Annotated in this window: 10 protein-coding genes and 1 pseudogene; 6 read left to right on the top strand and 5 right to left on the bottom strand. The window is 62.5% G+C overall.

Translation table 11 applies throughout. From position 1 onward, the window contains the following. Positions 1-206 precede the first annotated feature (206 nt). The 3 genes from NQ050_RS09705 (at position 207) to NQ050_RS09695 (ending at position 11,785) form a co-directional block, all read left to right on the top strand. Positions 207-9,083: a type I polyketide synthase gene (locus tag NQ050_RS09705; protein WP_257039121.1), complete on the top strand. Its 8,877-nt coding sequence runs from the start codon at positions 207-209 to the stop codon at positions 9,081-9,083. Between the two features lie 515 nt (positions 9,084-9,598). Continuing rightward, complete coding sequence (locus NQ050_RS09700; protein WP_257039119.1) at positions 9,599-11,335, top strand: pyruvate dehydrogenase; 1,737 nt, start codon at positions 9,599-9,601, stop codon at positions 11,333-11,335. 30 nt (positions 11,336-11,365) lie between these two features. Beyond that, positions 11,366-11,785 carry a holo-ACP synthase gene (locus NQ050_RS09695; RefSeq protein WP_257039118.1) on the top strand — a complete coding sequence of 140 codons (420 nt, stop codon included), beginning with the start codon at positions 11,366-11,368 and terminating at the stop codon, positions 11,783-11,785. 31 nt (positions 11,786-11,816) lie between these two features. Here NQ050_RS09695 and NQ050_RS09690 read toward each other — a convergent pair whose 3' ends face one another. Together NQ050_RS09690 and bcp are read right to left on the bottom strand one after the other, a co-directional pair. Beyond that, entirely contained in the window at positions 11,817-12,467 is a 651-nt protein-coding gene (locus NQ050_RS09690) for a TetR/AcrR family transcriptional regulator (protein WP_257039117.1), read from the bottom strand. Positions 12,468-12,495: 28 nt separating this feature from the next. Then, the gene (gene bcp / locus NQ050_RS09685) at positions 12,496-12,954 is read right to left on the bottom strand and encodes a thioredoxin-dependent thiol peroxidase (RefSeq protein WP_257039116.1); all 459 of its coding nucleotides are present in this window, start codon (positions 12,952-12,954) and stop codon (positions 12,496-12,498) included. Between the two features lie 150 nt (positions 12,955-13,104). Here bcp and NQ050_RS09680 point away from each other — a divergent pair, with 150 nt between their 5' ends. Beyond that, complete coding sequence (locus tag NQ050_RS09680; protein WP_257039115.1) at positions 13,105-13,380, top strand: DUF3618 domain-containing protein; 276 nt, start codon at positions 13,105-13,107, stop codon at positions 13,378-13,380. On the opposite strand, the gene NQ050_RS09675 is transcribed toward NQ050_RS09680, so the two are convergent. The 3 genes and pseudogenes from NQ050_RS09675 to NQ050_RS09665 all read right to left on the bottom strand — a co-directional run. Then, positions 13,355-13,885: an isochorismatase family protein gene (locus tag NQ050_RS09675; protein ID WP_257039114.1), complete on the bottom strand. Its 531-nt coding sequence runs from the start codon at positions 13,883-13,885 to the stop codon at positions 13,355-13,357. The two genes, NQ050_RS09680 and NQ050_RS09675, sit on opposite strands and share 26 nt — an antisense overlap. A 242-nt stretch (positions 13,886-14,127) precedes the next feature. Further along, a complete protein-coding gene (locus NQ050_RS09670; protein ID WP_257039113.1) occupies positions 14,128-15,066 on the bottom strand; it encodes a nucleoside hydrolase in 939 nt (312 codons plus the stop codon). Positions 15,067-15,090: 24 nt separating this feature from the next. Further along, positions 15,091-15,615: pseudogene (locus NQ050_RS09665) on the bottom strand (MFS transporter); the annotation flags it as partial. Positions 15,616-15,686: 71 nt separating this feature from the next. Here NQ050_RS09665 and NQ050_RS09660 point away from each other — a divergent pair. Further along, positions 15,687-15,992 carry a transposase gene (locus tag NQ050_RS09660; protein WP_257039112.1) on the top strand — a complete coding sequence of 102 codons (306 nt, stop codon included), beginning with the start codon at positions 15,687-15,689 and terminating at the stop codon, positions 15,990-15,992. Then, a partial coding sequence (locus NQ050_RS09655; protein WP_257039111.1) for an IS3 family transposase occupies positions 15,989-16,306 on the top strand: 318 nt, incomplete at its 3' end. The genes NQ050_RS09660 and NQ050_RS09655, both read left to right, overlap by 4 nt.

The following is a 16,306-nucleotide window of genomic DNA, read 5'->3' as shown; positions in this document are numbered from 1 at the left end:
CATCCCCACGCGCGCCGCCCGGCTGCCCATGAGGAGTAGAGTGACCTCGGACACCTGAAATGGCGGATGAGGTTTGTGCTCACAAAGCGCCGCGCACACGGGCGCAAAATATGACAAAACCCTCACCTTTTGTGGCATATTTGTATGTCGAAACAATTTCGCGTGCATCCGCATGCGTTGGAAAAACACTAGAGGAGTAACTCGCGGTGACTGATCACGCAAAAAGCACCAACCGCCTGGTGGGCAGCTTTGACCAGCAACCTTTCGCGCTCGCTTTCGCAGGCCAGGGCTTTGCCTGGCTGGATACCCTGCGCGCACATGTGGCACAAGGTGCCGGCCGCACGGTGGCTCCAATAGTGGAGGAAGCGCACAAGCTGCTCGCCCCCGTTGCTGATGAAATCGCAGGTTCGCGCCCCTTCGGCTTTGAGCCGCTCAAATGGGCTGACCTGGAAGCGGGCAAAGCTCCTGATACTGCCGCGGCAGCGGTGTCTGTGCCCGGTATTTTGGTGACCCAGCTCGCCACCTTGGATGTGCTCGAGGCCCAGGGGCTTGATGTGGAAGCCCCCGCGATCGGCCATTCCCAGGGCGTGCTCGGCGTGCATGCGCTCAAGGACCTCACTCGTGCCAGCGAGGTGCTGGCGATTGCGCAGCTCATCGGCGCGGCGATTACTCGCCAGGCGCGCGTTAGCGGCCTCGTGGCAAACGGTGAACACAAGCCAATGATTTCCATCGCTGGCATCACCCGCGAACAGCTCCAACACGCAATTAACGCCGCATACGAAACCCACCCAAGCGACGTCCCCCCAGTGATCGGCCTGCGCAACACCCGCGATACCTTCGTGCTGGTCGGGCGCCCCGAAGACAACGAGCGCGTCATCCGAATCCTTGAAGCCCAGGCTAAGAAGGATGCCAAGGCTGTGGAGACCAAGCAGCGCGGCGGCAGCGCATTCAATCCGCAGATCACCGCCTTGCCAATCCAGGTGGGCTTCCACCACCCGGCGCTGCAGCCGGCCGTGGAGCAGGTTGTTGCGTGGGCGCAGGCAGCAGGCCTCGACGCCGAGCTCGCTCGCTCCGCCGCCGCGGACGTGATGGTGAACCCCGTGGACTGGCCCGCGCAGGTAGCGAGCACCAACGCCCGTTGGATTCTGGACTTGGGTCCGGACACCGGGGTGGTGAAGCTCACTGAACAGGCACTTCGCGGTACCGGCGGTGCGAGCTTCAATGTGTGCAGCGCTGCCGGGCAGGCGAAGCTTTTCGACGCCGGCCAGGCGCCAGCCCTCCCGAAGGCCTACGCGGAGTTCGCGCCCAAGGTGGTCACGGTGGACGGTAAGCCACGATTGGTCACCAAGTTCACCGAACTCACCGGCCGCAGCCCCATGGTGCTCGCCGGTATGACCCCCACCACCGTGGACCCAGAGATCGTTGCCGCAGCGGCAAACGCTGGCCACTGGGCGGAAATGGCCGGTGGCGGCCAGGTCACCCCGGAGATTTTGGAGGCAAACATCCAAAAGCTCACGGACCTGCTCAACCCAGGTGTGAACGCGCAGTTCAACTCAATGTTCCTGGACCCGTACCTGTGGAAGATGCAGATCGGCGGCAAGCGCCTTGTGCCTAAGGCCAGGGAAAACGGTGCACCGATTGACGGCATCGTGATCACCGCCGGCATGCCTGAGCGCGATGAAGCCGTGGCTTTGGTCAAAGAGCTGCGTGCGAGCGGTTTCCCGTGGGTTGCCTTTAAGCCCGGTGCCGTAAAACAGATCAATGCGGTGCTCGCCGTGGCAAAGGAAGTCCCGGAGATCCCCGTGATCCTGCAGGTTGAGGGAGGTAAGGCTGGCGGCCACCACTCTTGGGAGGATCTCGATGAGCTGCTCATTGCCACCTACTCAGACATCCGTGCCCATGAGAACGTAGTCCTCGCGGTGGGCGGCGGTATTGGCACCCCAGAGCATGCCGCGGAATACATCACCGGCCAGTGGGCCGCTCGCTACGAGCTGCCAGCCATGCCGGTGGACGCCATCCTCATCGGCACCGCAGCAATGGCAACCAAGGAGGCCAAGACCTCCCCGGCGGTGAAACAACTGCTGGTGGAAACCAAGGGCTCGGCTGATTGGGTCCCTGCAGGTGGGCAGCAAAACGGGATGGCGTCGGGACGCTCCCAGTTGGGTGCAGACATCCATGAAATTGACAACTCCTTTGCCCGCGCCGGGCGCCTGCTCGACGAGGTTGCGGGTGATGCTGCCGCTGTTGCTGAGCGTAGGGATGAGATCATTGCCGCGATCGCGAAGACTGCGAAGCCGTACTTTGGAGACGTCGCCGCGATGACCTACCGCGAGTGGCTTGAGCGCTACCTGGAGATTTCCGGGCCGTACGAGGGCGAGTGGACGGACGCGAGCTGGCAGCGCCGTTTCACCGAGATGATTGAGCGCACCGAGGCCCGCCTGATCAGCCAAGATCATGGCGAGTTTGAGCCCACCGCCACCAGCGTGGAGGATCTGGAGCGATTCAACCTGGATCAGGTGCTGCACCCTGCCGACGTCGCGTGGTTCCTCAAGCTCTGCCGCACCCCTGGCAAGCCGGTGAACTTCGTGCCCGTGATTGATCAGGATGTGCGCCGTTGGTGGCGTTCGGATTCCCTGTGGCAGTCGCAAGACGCGCGTTACAGCGCTGATCAGGTGGGCATCATCCCCGGCATCGCCGCCGTGGCTGGCATCACCCGCGCTGATGAGCCCGTGGCTGAGCTGCTGGAACGCTTCAACCAGACCTCCATTGAGCGCGTGGCCGCCGCCTCTGATGAGGCCCCGCAGGAGTTGGAGCTCGATCCTGTTGCGCGCGTGATCAACGCCGCTGGCACCTACTGGGCTGGCCGCAACATCGCTTCACTCGCAGGTGCGATTGGCGCGCCCGAAGAGTGGACCGACGGGCGCCACCCTTCCGGGGCGACGGTGGAGCGTACCGACGCCACCCATGCGCTGCTCACCGTGCCGCTGTTCGGCTCCACGCCGGCAGGCACCGCCACCGAGCTGAAGATCCGCTTCACTGTGGGCGAAACCGCTGCAGTGCCGGAGGTCACCGAGGAAGATGCTGAGGCCGCAATGGCCGAGCTCACCCGCGTGGCAGCGGGCGGTGACCTGGGTGAAATGCGCGATGGCCAGGCACACTGGCGGACCACGATCACCGCCGCGGACATTGCTGACTACAACTCCGTGACCGCCGGCTACCTGCCGTCGGATTTGGCTACCCGAGGCACCGCGCCAGACGTTCTGGTGGGCAAAGCATGGCCTGCGATCTTCAACGCTGTGCGCCATGCCCAGGGCGGCAAGGTGGTGGAGGGCATGCTTTCCCTGGTCCACCTGGAGCACCACATCACCATGCTGCGCGAGCTGGAACTGCAGGGCGAGCACACCCTGGAGGTCACCGCGCGTGCCGAGGAGGTCACGGATACCACCATCGGGCGCATCGTGGTGATCCGCGCGGAAATCAGCATGGATGGCACCCCGCTGGCCAAGCTTTCCGAGCGCATGGCGATCCGTGGCCGCCGCGGCGACGCCGTGGCGCGCACCAACACCTCCGCGCTGCCCTCCGTGGTGGATGCACCGCATTCCCACCGAAACTTTGCCAAGGTCACCGCGCCGGAATCCATGCACAGCTTCGCGGTGGTGTCCGGTGACCGCAACCCAATCCACGTCTCCGATACCGCGGCAAAGCTCGCGGGCCTGCCGCATGGTGTGATTGTGCACGGCATGTGGACCTCCGCGATTGCGGAGCTCATCGCTGGTGCTGGTGCTGGAGCGGGAGCGGGCAGCAACGCCGGGCGCATTGTGGAATACACCGCCACGATGCTCGCCCCAGTGCTGCCGGGTGAGGAAATTGAGTTCTCGGTGGAGCGCACCGGGATTGACACCCGCCCTGGCCACGGCGAGGTCCGTGAGGTCACTGCCTCCGTGAATGGCCAGGTAGTGCTTACCGCCACCGCTGTGCTCGCGGCGCCGGAAACCTTCTATGCCTTCCCCGGCCAGGGCATTCAACACCCAGGCATGGGCATGCAGGCGCGTCAGCAGTCCGCCGCTGCCCGCGAGGTGTGGGATCGCGCTGATCGCCACACCCGCAACAAACTGGGCTTCTCCGTTCTGGAGATCGTGCAGAACAACCCCACTGAGGTTCGCGTTGCGGGCGAGACCTTCTCTCACCCCAACGGTGTGCTCTTCCTGACCCAGTTCACCCAGGTGGCAATGGCAACCTTGGGCGTGGCGCAGATCGCGCAGATGCGCGAGGCGCACGCACTGAACCAGCGCGCATACTTTGCCGGCCACTCAGTGGGTGAGTACAACGCCCTCGCTGCCTACGCAGAGGTGCTCTCCCTAGAAAACGTGGTGGAAATTGTCTACCAGCGCGGTTTGACCATGCACCGCCTGGTGGAGCGCGATGAGCAGGGCAATTCCAACTACGGTTTGGCTGCGTTGCGCCCCAACAAGATGGGCCTTGGCGCAGACAGCGTGTTTGACTACGTGCAGTCCGTGGCACAGGAGTCTGGCGAGTTCCTGGAGATCGTGAACTACAACCTCGCCGGTATGCAGTACGCGGTTGCCGGCACGGCTGCTGGTTTGAAGGCCCTTGAAGCCGATGCTGAGGCCAAGGCCCCTGGCCAGCGCGCCTACATCCGCATCCCGGGCATCGACGTTCCATTCCACTCCACACACCTGCTGGACGGCGTGGACGCCTTCCGCGAGCACTTGGACTCCCTCCTGCCAGCAGAGGTAGAACTGGACGTGCTGGTTGGCCGCTACATTCCGAACCTCGTGGCGCGCCCATTCGAGCTCACCCGAGAGTTCGCCGAGTCCATCGTTGAGGTGGTGGACGCCCCGATCATCCACAATATTCTGGCCAACTTTGAGCAAGAGCTTGCCAACCCAAGCCGCCTTGCCCGTACCTTGCTGGTGGAGCTGTTGGCCTGGCAGTTTGCCTCCCCGGTGCGCTGGATTGAGACGCAGGACCTGTTGTTGCAGATGAATGTGGAGCGCTTCGTGGAGGTGGGTGTGGGGCAGTCGCCAACCCTGGCCAACATGATGGCCCAGACGTTGGCGTTGTACCCGGGCCGTGAGCTGGAGATTCTCAACGTTGAACGCGATTCCCAGGTGGTCTTCGCCTTGGATGAGGTGGTACGCGAGGTTGAGCAGACTGAGGGAGAAGCTGAGGTTGAAGCTGGATCCGGGGCACCCGCAGAGCCAACCCCAACACCAGCAGCATCCCCAACGCCAGCAGTTCCCACCGCGCCTGCTGGTGAAACCCCTGCGGACATCACCTTCACCCCAGCCGATGCCACGGAGATGCTCATCGCCCTGTGGACCAAGGTCCGCCCGGACCAGATGGGTGCCACCGATTCCATCGAGACGCTGGTGGAGGGCGTTTCTTCCCGCCGCAACCAACTCTTGCTGGACCTCGGTGTGGAGTTCGGTTTGGGCGCCATCGACGGCGCCGCTGACGCAGAGCTCGGCGACCTCAAGAACACGGTCACCAAGATGGCCAAGGGCTATGCAGCATTTGGTCCGGTGCTTTCCGACGCCGCCAACGATGCACTCCGCAGGATCACAGGGCCCACCGGCAAGCGCCCGGGCTATGTGGCTGAGCGAGTCACCGGTACTTGGGGGCTTGGCCAAGGATGGGCAGACCACGCCGTGGCTGCCGTTGTGATGGGCACCCGCGAGGGAGCGTCGTTACGCGGAGGAGACCTGGCAACCCTGCCAATCCCTGGCTCCGCAGCAGAACTTGACCAGGTGATTGACCAGGCGGTGCAGGCAGTTGCCGCTGCCCGTGGTGTTACCGTGGGGCTGCCTACCGCCGGTGGTGGCGCCGGTGGTGTGGTGGATTCCGCAGCGCTTGGTGAGTTCGCGGAGCAGGTCACGGGCAAAGCAGGCGTGCTCGCTGCGACTGCCCGTACCATCCTGTCCACCCTGGGCCTGGACGCACCGGCGGCGCAGGATCTGGAGGATGACGCAGACCAAGCCCTGTTTGATCTGGTTGCTCGGGAGCTGGGCTCGGATTGGCCTCGCCAGGTGGCGCCGGTGTTCGACGCGAACAAGGCCGTGCTGTTGGACGACCGCTGGGCGTCTGCGCGTGAAGACGTCACCCGCGTTGCCATCGGTGAGCTTTCCGCTGATGAGGTAAACGTGACCGGCGCCGGCGAGGTTGTAGCTAAGCAAGCCGAATACTTTGGCCTTAATGCGCTGGCGGCGCAGGCACGTGCAACCAGCACAGAGTACGCGGGCGACGTTGCTGTGATTACCGGCGCCTCCCCGAACTCTATTGCCTCGGCAGTGGCCGGCAAGCTCCTGGCCGGAGGCGCAACTGTGGTGGTCACCACCTCCTCCACCGGCAGGCTGGAGTTCTACAAGAAGCTCTACCGTACCCATGCGCAGGGCGATGCCGCGCTGTGGGTGGTGCCCGCGAACCTGAGCTCCTTTGCGGATCTGGACGCGGTAATTGAATGGATTGGCACCGAGCAAACCGCAACGGTCAATGGCACCAAGAAGGTGCTCAAGCCCGCGCTTGTGCCAACGCTGCTGTTCCCCTTCGCGGCCCCTCGGGTTTCTGGCTCCCTCGCGGATGCAGGCCCGCAGGCAGAGATGCAGATGCGCCTGCTGTTGTGGTCCGTGGAGCGCCTCATCGCCGGCCTTTCCACCCTGGGCAAAGACACCCACGTTGGCGAGCGCCTCCACGTGGTGCTGCCGGGCTCGCCAAACCGTGGTCGCTTTGGCGGCGATGGCGCCTACGGCGAATCCAAGGCCGCCCTGGACGCGCTGGTCACCCGTTGGAACGCAGAAACCGCATGGCAGGGTGACACCTCCCTGGTCCACGTCCTCATCGGTTGGGTGCGCGGCACCGGCCTGATGGGTGGCAACGACCCACTCGTGGACGCCGTGGAAGCCGCAGGCGTGCGCACCTTCTCCACACAAGAGATGGCAGACATCCTCATCAGCCAGGTCAGCGAGCAGGTGCGTGCCGACGCCGCCCAGCGTCCCGTGGAAGTAGACGCCACAGGCGGGCTCGGGGAGTCAGACATCAATCTGCCGGAGCTTGCGCGCCAGCTTGAGGCGAAGCCGGCTGAGGCGCAGGAGGCACCGCGTACTATCGCGGCGCTGCCAAACCTGGCCGGTGCTCGTGCAGCAGCGGCACAGGCGCCAGACTTTGGCGGTCAAGTAAGTGAATCGCTTGAAGACATGGTGGTTGTGGTTGGTGCCGGCGAGCTCGGCCCATACGGTTCTGCCCGCACCCGCTTTGAAGCGGAGCTCAGCGGGGACCTCACCGCGGCAGGCGTGCTGGAACTCGCCTGGAGCATGGGCCTTGTCCACTGGGACAACGGCTGGTTCGACGCCGAAGAAAACGAAGTGGAAGAGGCAGACATCTTTGATCGCTTCCACGACGAAGTGCTAGCCCGCGTGGGCGTGCGCCGCTACCACGACGACTTTGGCATGGTGGACAACCTCGCACCAGAGCTCACCACCGTCTACCTGGACCAAGACCTGAGCTTCAGCGTTGCGGACAAGCAAACCGCCAAGACCTTTGTGGATTCTGAGCCGGAGACCACCACCGCTTACCTGGATGAGGAAACAGGGGAGTGGATCGTCACCCGCAAGGCCGGCTCTGCGGTGCGTGTGCCACGTCGCATGACCATGACTCGCTTCGTGGGCGGCCAAATCCCAGAGGGATTTGACCCAGCGGTGTACGGCATCCCAGCGGACATGATTGACAATCTGGACCGCGTGGCGCTGTGGAACATCGTCTGCACGGTGGAGGCATTCCTCACCGCAGGCTTCACCCCAGCAGAGCTGCTGCGCGAGCTGCACCCCGCCCGCGTCTCCTCCACTCAGGGCACCGGCCTGGGCGGCATGGAGTCCATGCGTTCCCTTTACATCGACGGCCTGTTGGCAGAGCCACGCCAGAACGACATCCTCCAGGAAGCCCTGCCAAACGTGATGGCAGCGCATGTGATGCAGTCCTACGTGGGTGGCTACGGCCAGATGATCCACCCAGTTGCAGCCTGCGCCACCGCCGCGGTGTCCGTGGAAGAGGGCGTGGACAAGATCAAGTTGGGCAAGTCTGACTTCGTGGTGGCCGGCGGCTACGACGACCTCTCCATTGAAGGCATCACGGGCTTTGGTGACATGGCCGCGACCGCCAACTCCTTTGACATGGAGGCCAAGGGCATCGAGCACCGCTATTTCTCCCGGGCAAACGACCGCCGCCGCGGCGGCTTCGTAGAATCTGCCGGTGGTGGCACCCTCCTGCTGGCCCGCGGCTCCCTGGCCGCAGCTCTCGGCCTGCCGGTTCTGGCGGTAGTGGGCTTCGCGGAAAGCTTTGCCGACGGCGCCCACCAGTCCATCCCCGCGCCGGGTCTTGGCGCGCTGGGGGCGGCACGAGGCGGGGTGGAGTCCCGCTTTGCAAAGCAACTGGCAAAGCTCGGCGTGAGTGCTGATGACATCGCGGTGGTGTCGAAGCACGACACCTCCACTACCGCCAATGACCCCAACGAGTCTGACCTGCACGAGCGCATTGCCACAGCAATTGGGCGCAGTCAGGGCAACCCCCTGTATGTGATCTCCCAGAAGACCGTGACCGGCCACGCCAAGGGCGGCGCAGCCGCCTTCCAGTTGGTGGGCCTCACCCAGGTGCTCCGCGGCGGTGTGATCCCACCGAACTACGCACTGGACTGTGTGGACCCCGTCCTGGCGGGCAACGAGCACCTGGTGTGGCTGCGCCAGCCGCTTAAGTTGCCGGTGGCGCCAAAGGCCGGCTTGGTGACGTCGTTGGGCTTTGGCCACGTCTCAGCCCTGATTGCCTTGGTGCACCCGCAGGCATTCGTGGAAGCGCTCGGTGCGCAGGCTGCGCAGTGGCAGGCCACCGCTGCCGCCCGTGAAGCCGCTGGTGAGCGCGCGATCCTGGAAGGCATGTACGGCACCCGCGAGCTGTACCAGCGCCCGGTGGAGCGCAACCTCGGCACGGCGAGCAACAAGGAGCTTGAAGCAGCGGTATTGCTGCACGAGAGCGCCCGCCTCGTTGACGGCGTGCTGGTGGTAGACCCCCGGTAGGCAATGCACGAGGAGCTCCCCATCGGTTGGCCTGAAGAATCAGGTTCTCACTGGTGGGGGGCTTTTGCGTGGTGTGTGCTGGCTGAGCGGTGGTGAGAGTGATAAGCCTGAGTATCCCTTATGAAAAGGTGATCGTTGTCTATAAGATTTCACAACCGTGTTGAAGCCGGAATCTGGCCTCCGGCACGTGTGTATTTTCATTCGTTTGACCCCGAGGAATTGGGGGTCCTGCTTGCCATCACAGGTGTCGAAGCATGGCACCTCCCAGTGCCCGTACGTGCGGGTGAGGGGGCTGCGGCATTGGTAGGCCTTAGGGGTCCCGCTTGGAAGCGAGTGGGCAAGGTGTACGGAAAGGTTGTGGGCTGCGCGGTGACGTCGGAACGCACTTGGAAGTGTTGCGCAGTGCACACAGCACCGCGAGCTGTGAATTTGAAGCATTCGGTGGCGCCTTGGGGTAGGTTGGGCGGACACTGGGGGTACGCACACTCAAACCGAACCAGAAAGGCAGCGTCACAATGGCGAAGAATTTTGCGGATCAGCTCGTGAGAACCCTCGAGGCGCAGGGGGTCAAGCGGATTTATGGCTTGGTGGGTGACAGCCTGAACCCCATCGTGGATGCGGTGCGGCGCTCCAGTATCGAGTGGGTGCACGTGCGCAATGAGGAGGCTGCGGCGTTTGCGGCGGAGGGGGAGTCACTGGTCACGGGGGAGCTCGCGGTGTGCGCGGGTTCGTGCGGCCCAGGCAACACGCACCTGGTGCAGGGGCTTTACGACGCCCACCGTAACGGCGCTAAAGTACTGGCAATCGCGAGCCATATTCCTTCCGTGCAGATTGGCTCATCGTTCTTCCAGGAAACCCATCCTGAGCAGCTTTTTGCTGAGTGCTCGGGTTACTGCGAGATGGTGAATTCCGCCGAGCAGGGCGAGCGGGTGCTGCACCACGCTATTCAGTCCACCGTCGGTGGCAAGGGTGTATCTGTGCTGGTTATTCCTGGTGATGTGTCGCAGCAGGACGCCGCTGAGGCCGTGTTCAGCGCCTCCAAGATCGCCGCCGGCCGGCCTGTGGTGTATCCCGATCCGCGTGAGGCCGCCAGCCTGGCCCAGGCCATCAATGAGGCGGAAACCGTGGCACTGTTCTGCGGCGCTGGCTGCAAGGATGCTCACGCAGAGGTGATGGCGCTCGCGGAGAAGGTTAAAGCGCCGGTTGGGCACGCGCTCGGTGGCAAGATGTATATCCAGCACAACAACCCCTTTGACGTGGGAATGTCTGGTCTCCTAGGCTACGGTGCCTGCCACGAAGCGCTCCACGAGGCGGACTTGGTGATCCTGCTGGGAACGGACTTCCCGTACAACTCCTTCCTGCCCACCAGAAACGTGGCGCAGGTAGACATCGATGCCTCGCACATTGGCCGGCGCACCAAGGTGTCCACCCCTGTGGTGGGTGACGTCGCCGCCACCATCGAAAACATCCTGCCCCACCTGGAGGAAAAGCAAGACCGCAGCTTCTTGGACAAGATGCTGAAGCTGCACCACAAAAAACTCAAGGACGTGGTGGAGGCCTACACCTCCAATGTGGAACAACACACGCCAATCCACCCCGAGTTCATTGCCAACATTATTGATGAGGAAGCCGCACCCAACGCCATTTTCACGGTGGACACCGGTATGTGCAACGTGTGGTCAGCACGCTACGTCACTCCAAACGGCGCCCGCGAGATGCTCGGTTCCTTCCGCCACGGCACCATGGCAAATGCGCTGCCAATGGCGATCGGGGCCCAGGCTGCGGACACCTCCCGGCAGGTGGTGAGCTTCTCCGGTGATGGCGGCCTGGCCATGCTGCTCGGGGAACTGCTCACCGTGAAGTTGCACGAGCTACCAACCAAGATCGTGGTGTTCAACAACTCTTCCCTTGGCATGGTGAAGCTGGAAATGATGGTGGAGGGCCTGCCTGAGTTCCAAACGGATCACCCGCAAGTGGACTTTGCGGCGATCGCAGCGGCGGTGGGAATCAAGCACGTGCGCATCACCGACCCCGCCCAGGCGCGCACCCAAATCCGTGAGGCGTTCGCTTGCGAAGGTCCGGTGCTCATCGACATTGTCACCGACCCGAACGCGCTTTCCATCCCGCCGCACATCACCATGGAAATGCTCACCGGCTTCAGCAAGGCCGCGGTGAAAACGGTGTTCGACGGCGGCGTGGGCCACATGCTCGACCTCGCCACCTCCAACCTCCGCAACATCCCCAAGCCGTAGCGGGCGCCACGAGCGGTTAAGCTGTGGGGCATGAATGGTGCCGCCAATACTGTTGGCATAGATCTGGTCCACATCCCCAGCTTCGCTGAGCAACTCGCACTCCCGGGCTCCCGCTTCCACACCGTGTTTAGCCCCCGCGAGCTGCGCCTTGCCGCGGACCACCCCCGCAAGGACGAGCACCTTGCGGGCCGCTGGGCCGCCAAGGAGGCCTTCATTAAAGCTTGGAGCGCCGCCAATTACGGCGAGCCTCCGGCACTTTCCGAGCAAGCACTCAACCTCGCCGAAATTGAGGTGGTGCCGGATCGCTGGGGCCGCCCCCACATCGAGCTGCGCGGCGAGGTTGCCAAACTCAGCGGGCACAGCGTGGCCCAGGTGAGCATTAGCCATGACGGCCCCTTCGCCACCGCAATTTGCATGCTTTCCGACGCCCCCAGCGCCCCATCCCCCTAGCGCTGCCAGGGGAGGAGCGGTTCTCAGGTGGTTATCCTGCGGCAACGGCAAACAGGTAGGCCACAAGCATCCGCTTGATTTCTTTCACCCTGGAGGAGAACAGCTCTTCGGCGGAATCGTGCGCCGCGTAATTCAGCAAGCTGGTGAGCGTGTGCGCCAACAGCCGAGCCAACTCGACGCGTTCCTCGGGCGTGGCTTGCGGGGCAAGCGGGGCCAGGGCAGTAGCGAGCAATTCCAGAACCGGCTGCTCGGTATGCGCGGCGGTCGCACGGGTTGCGGGTGTGGATTGGATAGCGTGCCACACGGCGCGTCGGGAAGGGTCCGCCCGCCACAGATCGGCGAGGTGGTCAATGAACTCATCCAAGATATCCGGCCACTGCAGGGCCGGGACCTGGGTGGCAAAGCGCTCTAATTCGGCGATGGTTGCCGCAGTATCTTGGCGGTCCAGCTCGCAGATCATCACATACTTGTTGGCAAAGAACTGGTACAGGGTACCGATGGGCACTTCCGCGCGCTTTGCCACCTCATCAAACGTGAACGACTCAAACCCGTGCTCTACCAACACGCTGCGGGCCGCCGCGAGCATGCGCTCAAAGCGTTCCCGTGAACGCTGTTGGGCCGGCCTACGCCGTGGCAGGAGAATCTCTTCTGCCAGCTCAGCCTGGAGGTCGGTTTTGGGCATGGGGTTGTGGTTTCTTTCGGGGAGGGTGTTAGGCGCGGAAGTCTTTGAGTACGCGGCCAACGTGGCCGGTGGCGCGCACGTTATACATGGCTTTTTCAATAACGCCCTTGTTCACAATGAAGGTGGAACGGATCACACCCTCCACGATCTTGCCGTAGTTCTTCTTCTCACCGAAAGCACCGTAGGCCTTCATGGTTTCCTTCTCCGGGTCGGAAAGGAGGTGGAAGTTGAGGCTGTGGTCGCTGCGGAACGCGGCCAGCTTGTCAGGGGTGTCCGGGGAGATGCCGATCACCGCGTCAAACTCCTCCACGTTATCGCGGAAGTCGCAGGCTTCTTTGGTGCAGCCGGGGGTGTTGGCGCGGGGGTAGAAGTACACGATAACCCGCTGGTCGGCGAAGTCGCTGAGGGAGACTTGTTCGCCTGCATCGTTGATCAACGTAAACGCTGGGGCTTTTTGGCCTGGTTCAAGACGCACATTTTCACTCATGTTCCACAGGATACCGGCATGAGGGGTTAAGGTAGAAAGGGTTAAGGTAGCAACAGCTTGAGCGAAGGTGCGCTGCACGCCAGTGTTCCTGCGCTGCCAGGCGAGTGGCACCGCTCGTTTTAGAACAAAGACTCAAGGAGATCTAGGCCCGTGGCACGCAATTTGGAAGATATTCAGCGCGAAATCGAACGCACCCGCCGTCAGCTTGCAAGCACGCTGGACGAGATCGCAGACCGCTCCAAGCCAGCCAACCTCGTTGAAGACGCAAAGGTGCAAGCCTCCGCTAAGCTGCAGGACCCACAAGCACAGAAGATCCTGGCTGGCGTGGCCGCTGCAGTAGTAGGTGTGATCGTGGTGGGCGTGCTGCGCTCCCGCAAACGCCGCACCGAGCTTGAGGAGATTAAGCGTCTGCTGGCTGCACGGTAGCACCAGCGGCGGCTAGCGCCGCAAACGCTTCAGCCTCGTCAGCAACGGGGGCACACAGGTCCGTGAGTACACGGACCTGAAACTTTTCTAGGCCATCAATCGCGGTGGCTTTCACGCAGAAGTCGGTGGCAATGCCCACCACGTCCAGCTCCGTCACACCGCGCTGCGTGAGCCATTCCTCCATGGACTCCCCAGCTTCGCTAGCCCCCTCAAAACCGGAGTAGGCGGCGGTGTACTGGCCCTTGTAAAACACCTCATCGGTTTCCACCTGCAAGTTTGGGTGAAACTCCGCGCCAGACGTGCCAGCTACGCAGTGAACGGGCCAGACCTCAAAGTGCTCACCTGGGTCAATGTGCCAGTCCTTGGTGGCCACCACATAGTCATAGCCGTGGTCGCCGCGGGCGTATTCGGTGATCGCCGCGGCTACGTCAGCGCCGCGTTCGGTGCCCAAGCTGCCACCGGGGCAGAAGTCATTTTGAACATCAACAATTACAAGTGCCTTCATGCCCACGGATTGTACTGCTGCTGGCGCCATTATGGCCGCTGTACCCCCGTTGGCGGCGGGCTGCGAGACTGGTGCGCTTGTAGAGGCTTGTGCGCGGAGGTCGATAGACAAAAGTCGATAGGACGCGATTTTCCCCCAAATCCGCCGTCCTATCGACCAACGCGCTGTCCTATCGACTTCAGGCTATCGACCAACGCCCAAATCCAAGCCCACCAACGCCATACAGCGCCCTAAGTCGCGCCCTAGGAAAGTTCCTTAATCGCGCGGATCACCAGGTCCCAGAACTTGCGGTGGTCCAGCTCTACAGCGGCCTGGGTGTGGCAGTCGGCGGGGGCTGGCGCACGAAGATCTGCGACAGTCATTCCGGTGGTCAAGGCGCCATGGAGTTCTACGTCAATAGGCATCTTTTGTGTGGTGAACACTGTGGGGTCGATGAGGTAGGCCACGGTGCAGGGGTCGTGAACTGGGGGATCGTCAAAGCCCTGGGCATCTTTGTAGGCCTGGCGGAAGTAGCCAAACAGCCCAACGGTGAACTCGGAAACAGTGGAGCCGATCTGCCGGATTTCCTCCTCCACCTCCGCGGTGGCAAGCGCCTGGTGGGTGAGATCCAGGCCAACCATGGTGACGGGCCAGGGCTCATTGAACACAATGTGCGCCGCCTCTGGATCAATTTTGATGTTGAATTCCGCCACGGCCGACCAGTTGCCCGTGTGGTAGCCACCGCCCATGAGGACCACCTCCTTTACCCGCTCCACGATGCGCGGCTCCTTGCGGGCAGCCAGCGCGATATTGGTGAGCGGGCCGGTGGGCACGAGCGTGACGGTGCCGGGCTCATGGCTCATCACGGTTTCGATGATGAAGTCCACCGCGTGCTTGTCTTCCACATCCACGGTGGGGGTGGGCAACTCAAAGTTATGGATTTCCATGCCAGTCTCGCCGTGGATGGATTCCGCCACCTCCACGGGGCGCACCAGGGGGCGGGTGCAACCGGCGTAAATGGGCGCCTGCTTGCCAACCACCGTGCACACCTGGCGAGCATTGTAGGTGACCTTCTCCAACGTCTGGTTGCCGCCCACGGTGGTGATGCCTAGCAAGTCGATCTCCGGGCTGCCGAGCGAGAGGATGATGGCTACGGCGTCGTCGTGGCCGGGGTCGCAGTCCAAAATGATTTTTGTGCTCATGAGGGGTTCCTTTCTGCCAATGAGTTAGTGAGCTGTGATGGTGGCGTCGGTAGTGTTATCCTGCAGCGACTCAGGCCTTGGGATCAGCAGCGACGCCGCGAACGCCAAGCCCAGGATGACTGCGCCGGCGGTGATGCCCATTGCATAGCCGCTGGCGTTGAGCACGGCGAACAGGATGGCAAAGCTCAGCCCCGCGCCGAGGTTGAAAGCGCCTGCGTTCATGCCCGGCAGGTAGCCCTGATTGTCTGCGGGGCTCAGAACGATGCCCAGGCCGTTGAGCATGATGTTTGCGGTGCCAGCGTAGGTCACACCGATGAACACGGACAGCGCCAGGAGCACGGCGGGGGTGGGGGAATCGACCAGGAAAATCGCTGCGAGCAGGCCCAAGAACGTTCCGACGAGACCAACTTGCAGAATACTGCGGTACCCAAACTTGGCCGCGAGCATGCCGGCGATCGGGCCGAACACCAAACCAGCCAGTGCGTACGGGGTGAGTGTCCACCAACTGATGGTGTCTGCACTCATGCCATTTTCTTGGCCCAGGTTGGGGGGACCTGACCCCCGTTAGGTAGACACCCAATCTCAGCTCAGTCGGGCTGGGGGAAAGGTAATCTACCACCATGTCAGCGAAACGCTATGACGAGCAGTTCAAAAGGGATGCGGTTGCCTTCTATGAGGACAATCTGGGTCTTTCCTTGCAGCAGGCTTCGAGCGATCTCGGTATTAATCGAGCCACATTGCACGGCTGGGTGAAGGCACTCGGTACCGGCAAGCGAGCCCGCACCAAGCGGTTAGCAAAGCAAGCCCAAGAGATTTCTGACGCACAACGCATACGCGAACTCGAAAAGGAAAACGCTAGGCTGCGTGAAGAGCGAGAGATCCTGCAGAAGGCTATGAAATATTTCGCGGCAGAGACAAACTGGTGATCCGCTTCCAGTTTGTTGAAGACCACCGCACCGAATACTCGGTCAAGCGGATGTGTAAGGTCCTTGATGTCAACAGGTCTTCCTACTACAAGTGGCACGATGGCACTAAACGCCGTGAGGATAGGGCCTGCGATGATGCCTTGCTAGGCGCCCGTATCAGCGTCGTCTTTTCAGACTTCAACGGATGCTACGGTGCGAAGAGAATCACCGCTGAACTGAACTCCCAGAAGGGGTTTGTTTCGGTGAATCATAAGCGTGTAGCCAGGGTTATGAAAAACATGAGCTTACGTGGCTACACCAAGCGTAGGAAAGTG

Origin of the sequence: Corynebacterium sp. 122RC1 (assembly GCF_024580955.1) — a bacterium.
In the GTDB taxonomy this organism is placed as follows: domain Bacteria; phylum Actinomycetota; class Actinomycetes; order Mycobacteriales; family Mycobacteriaceae; genus Corynebacterium; species Corynebacterium kozikiae.
Note: the sequence above shows the minus strand (reverse complement) of the source record. Positions and strands in the feature narration are given on the sequence as shown.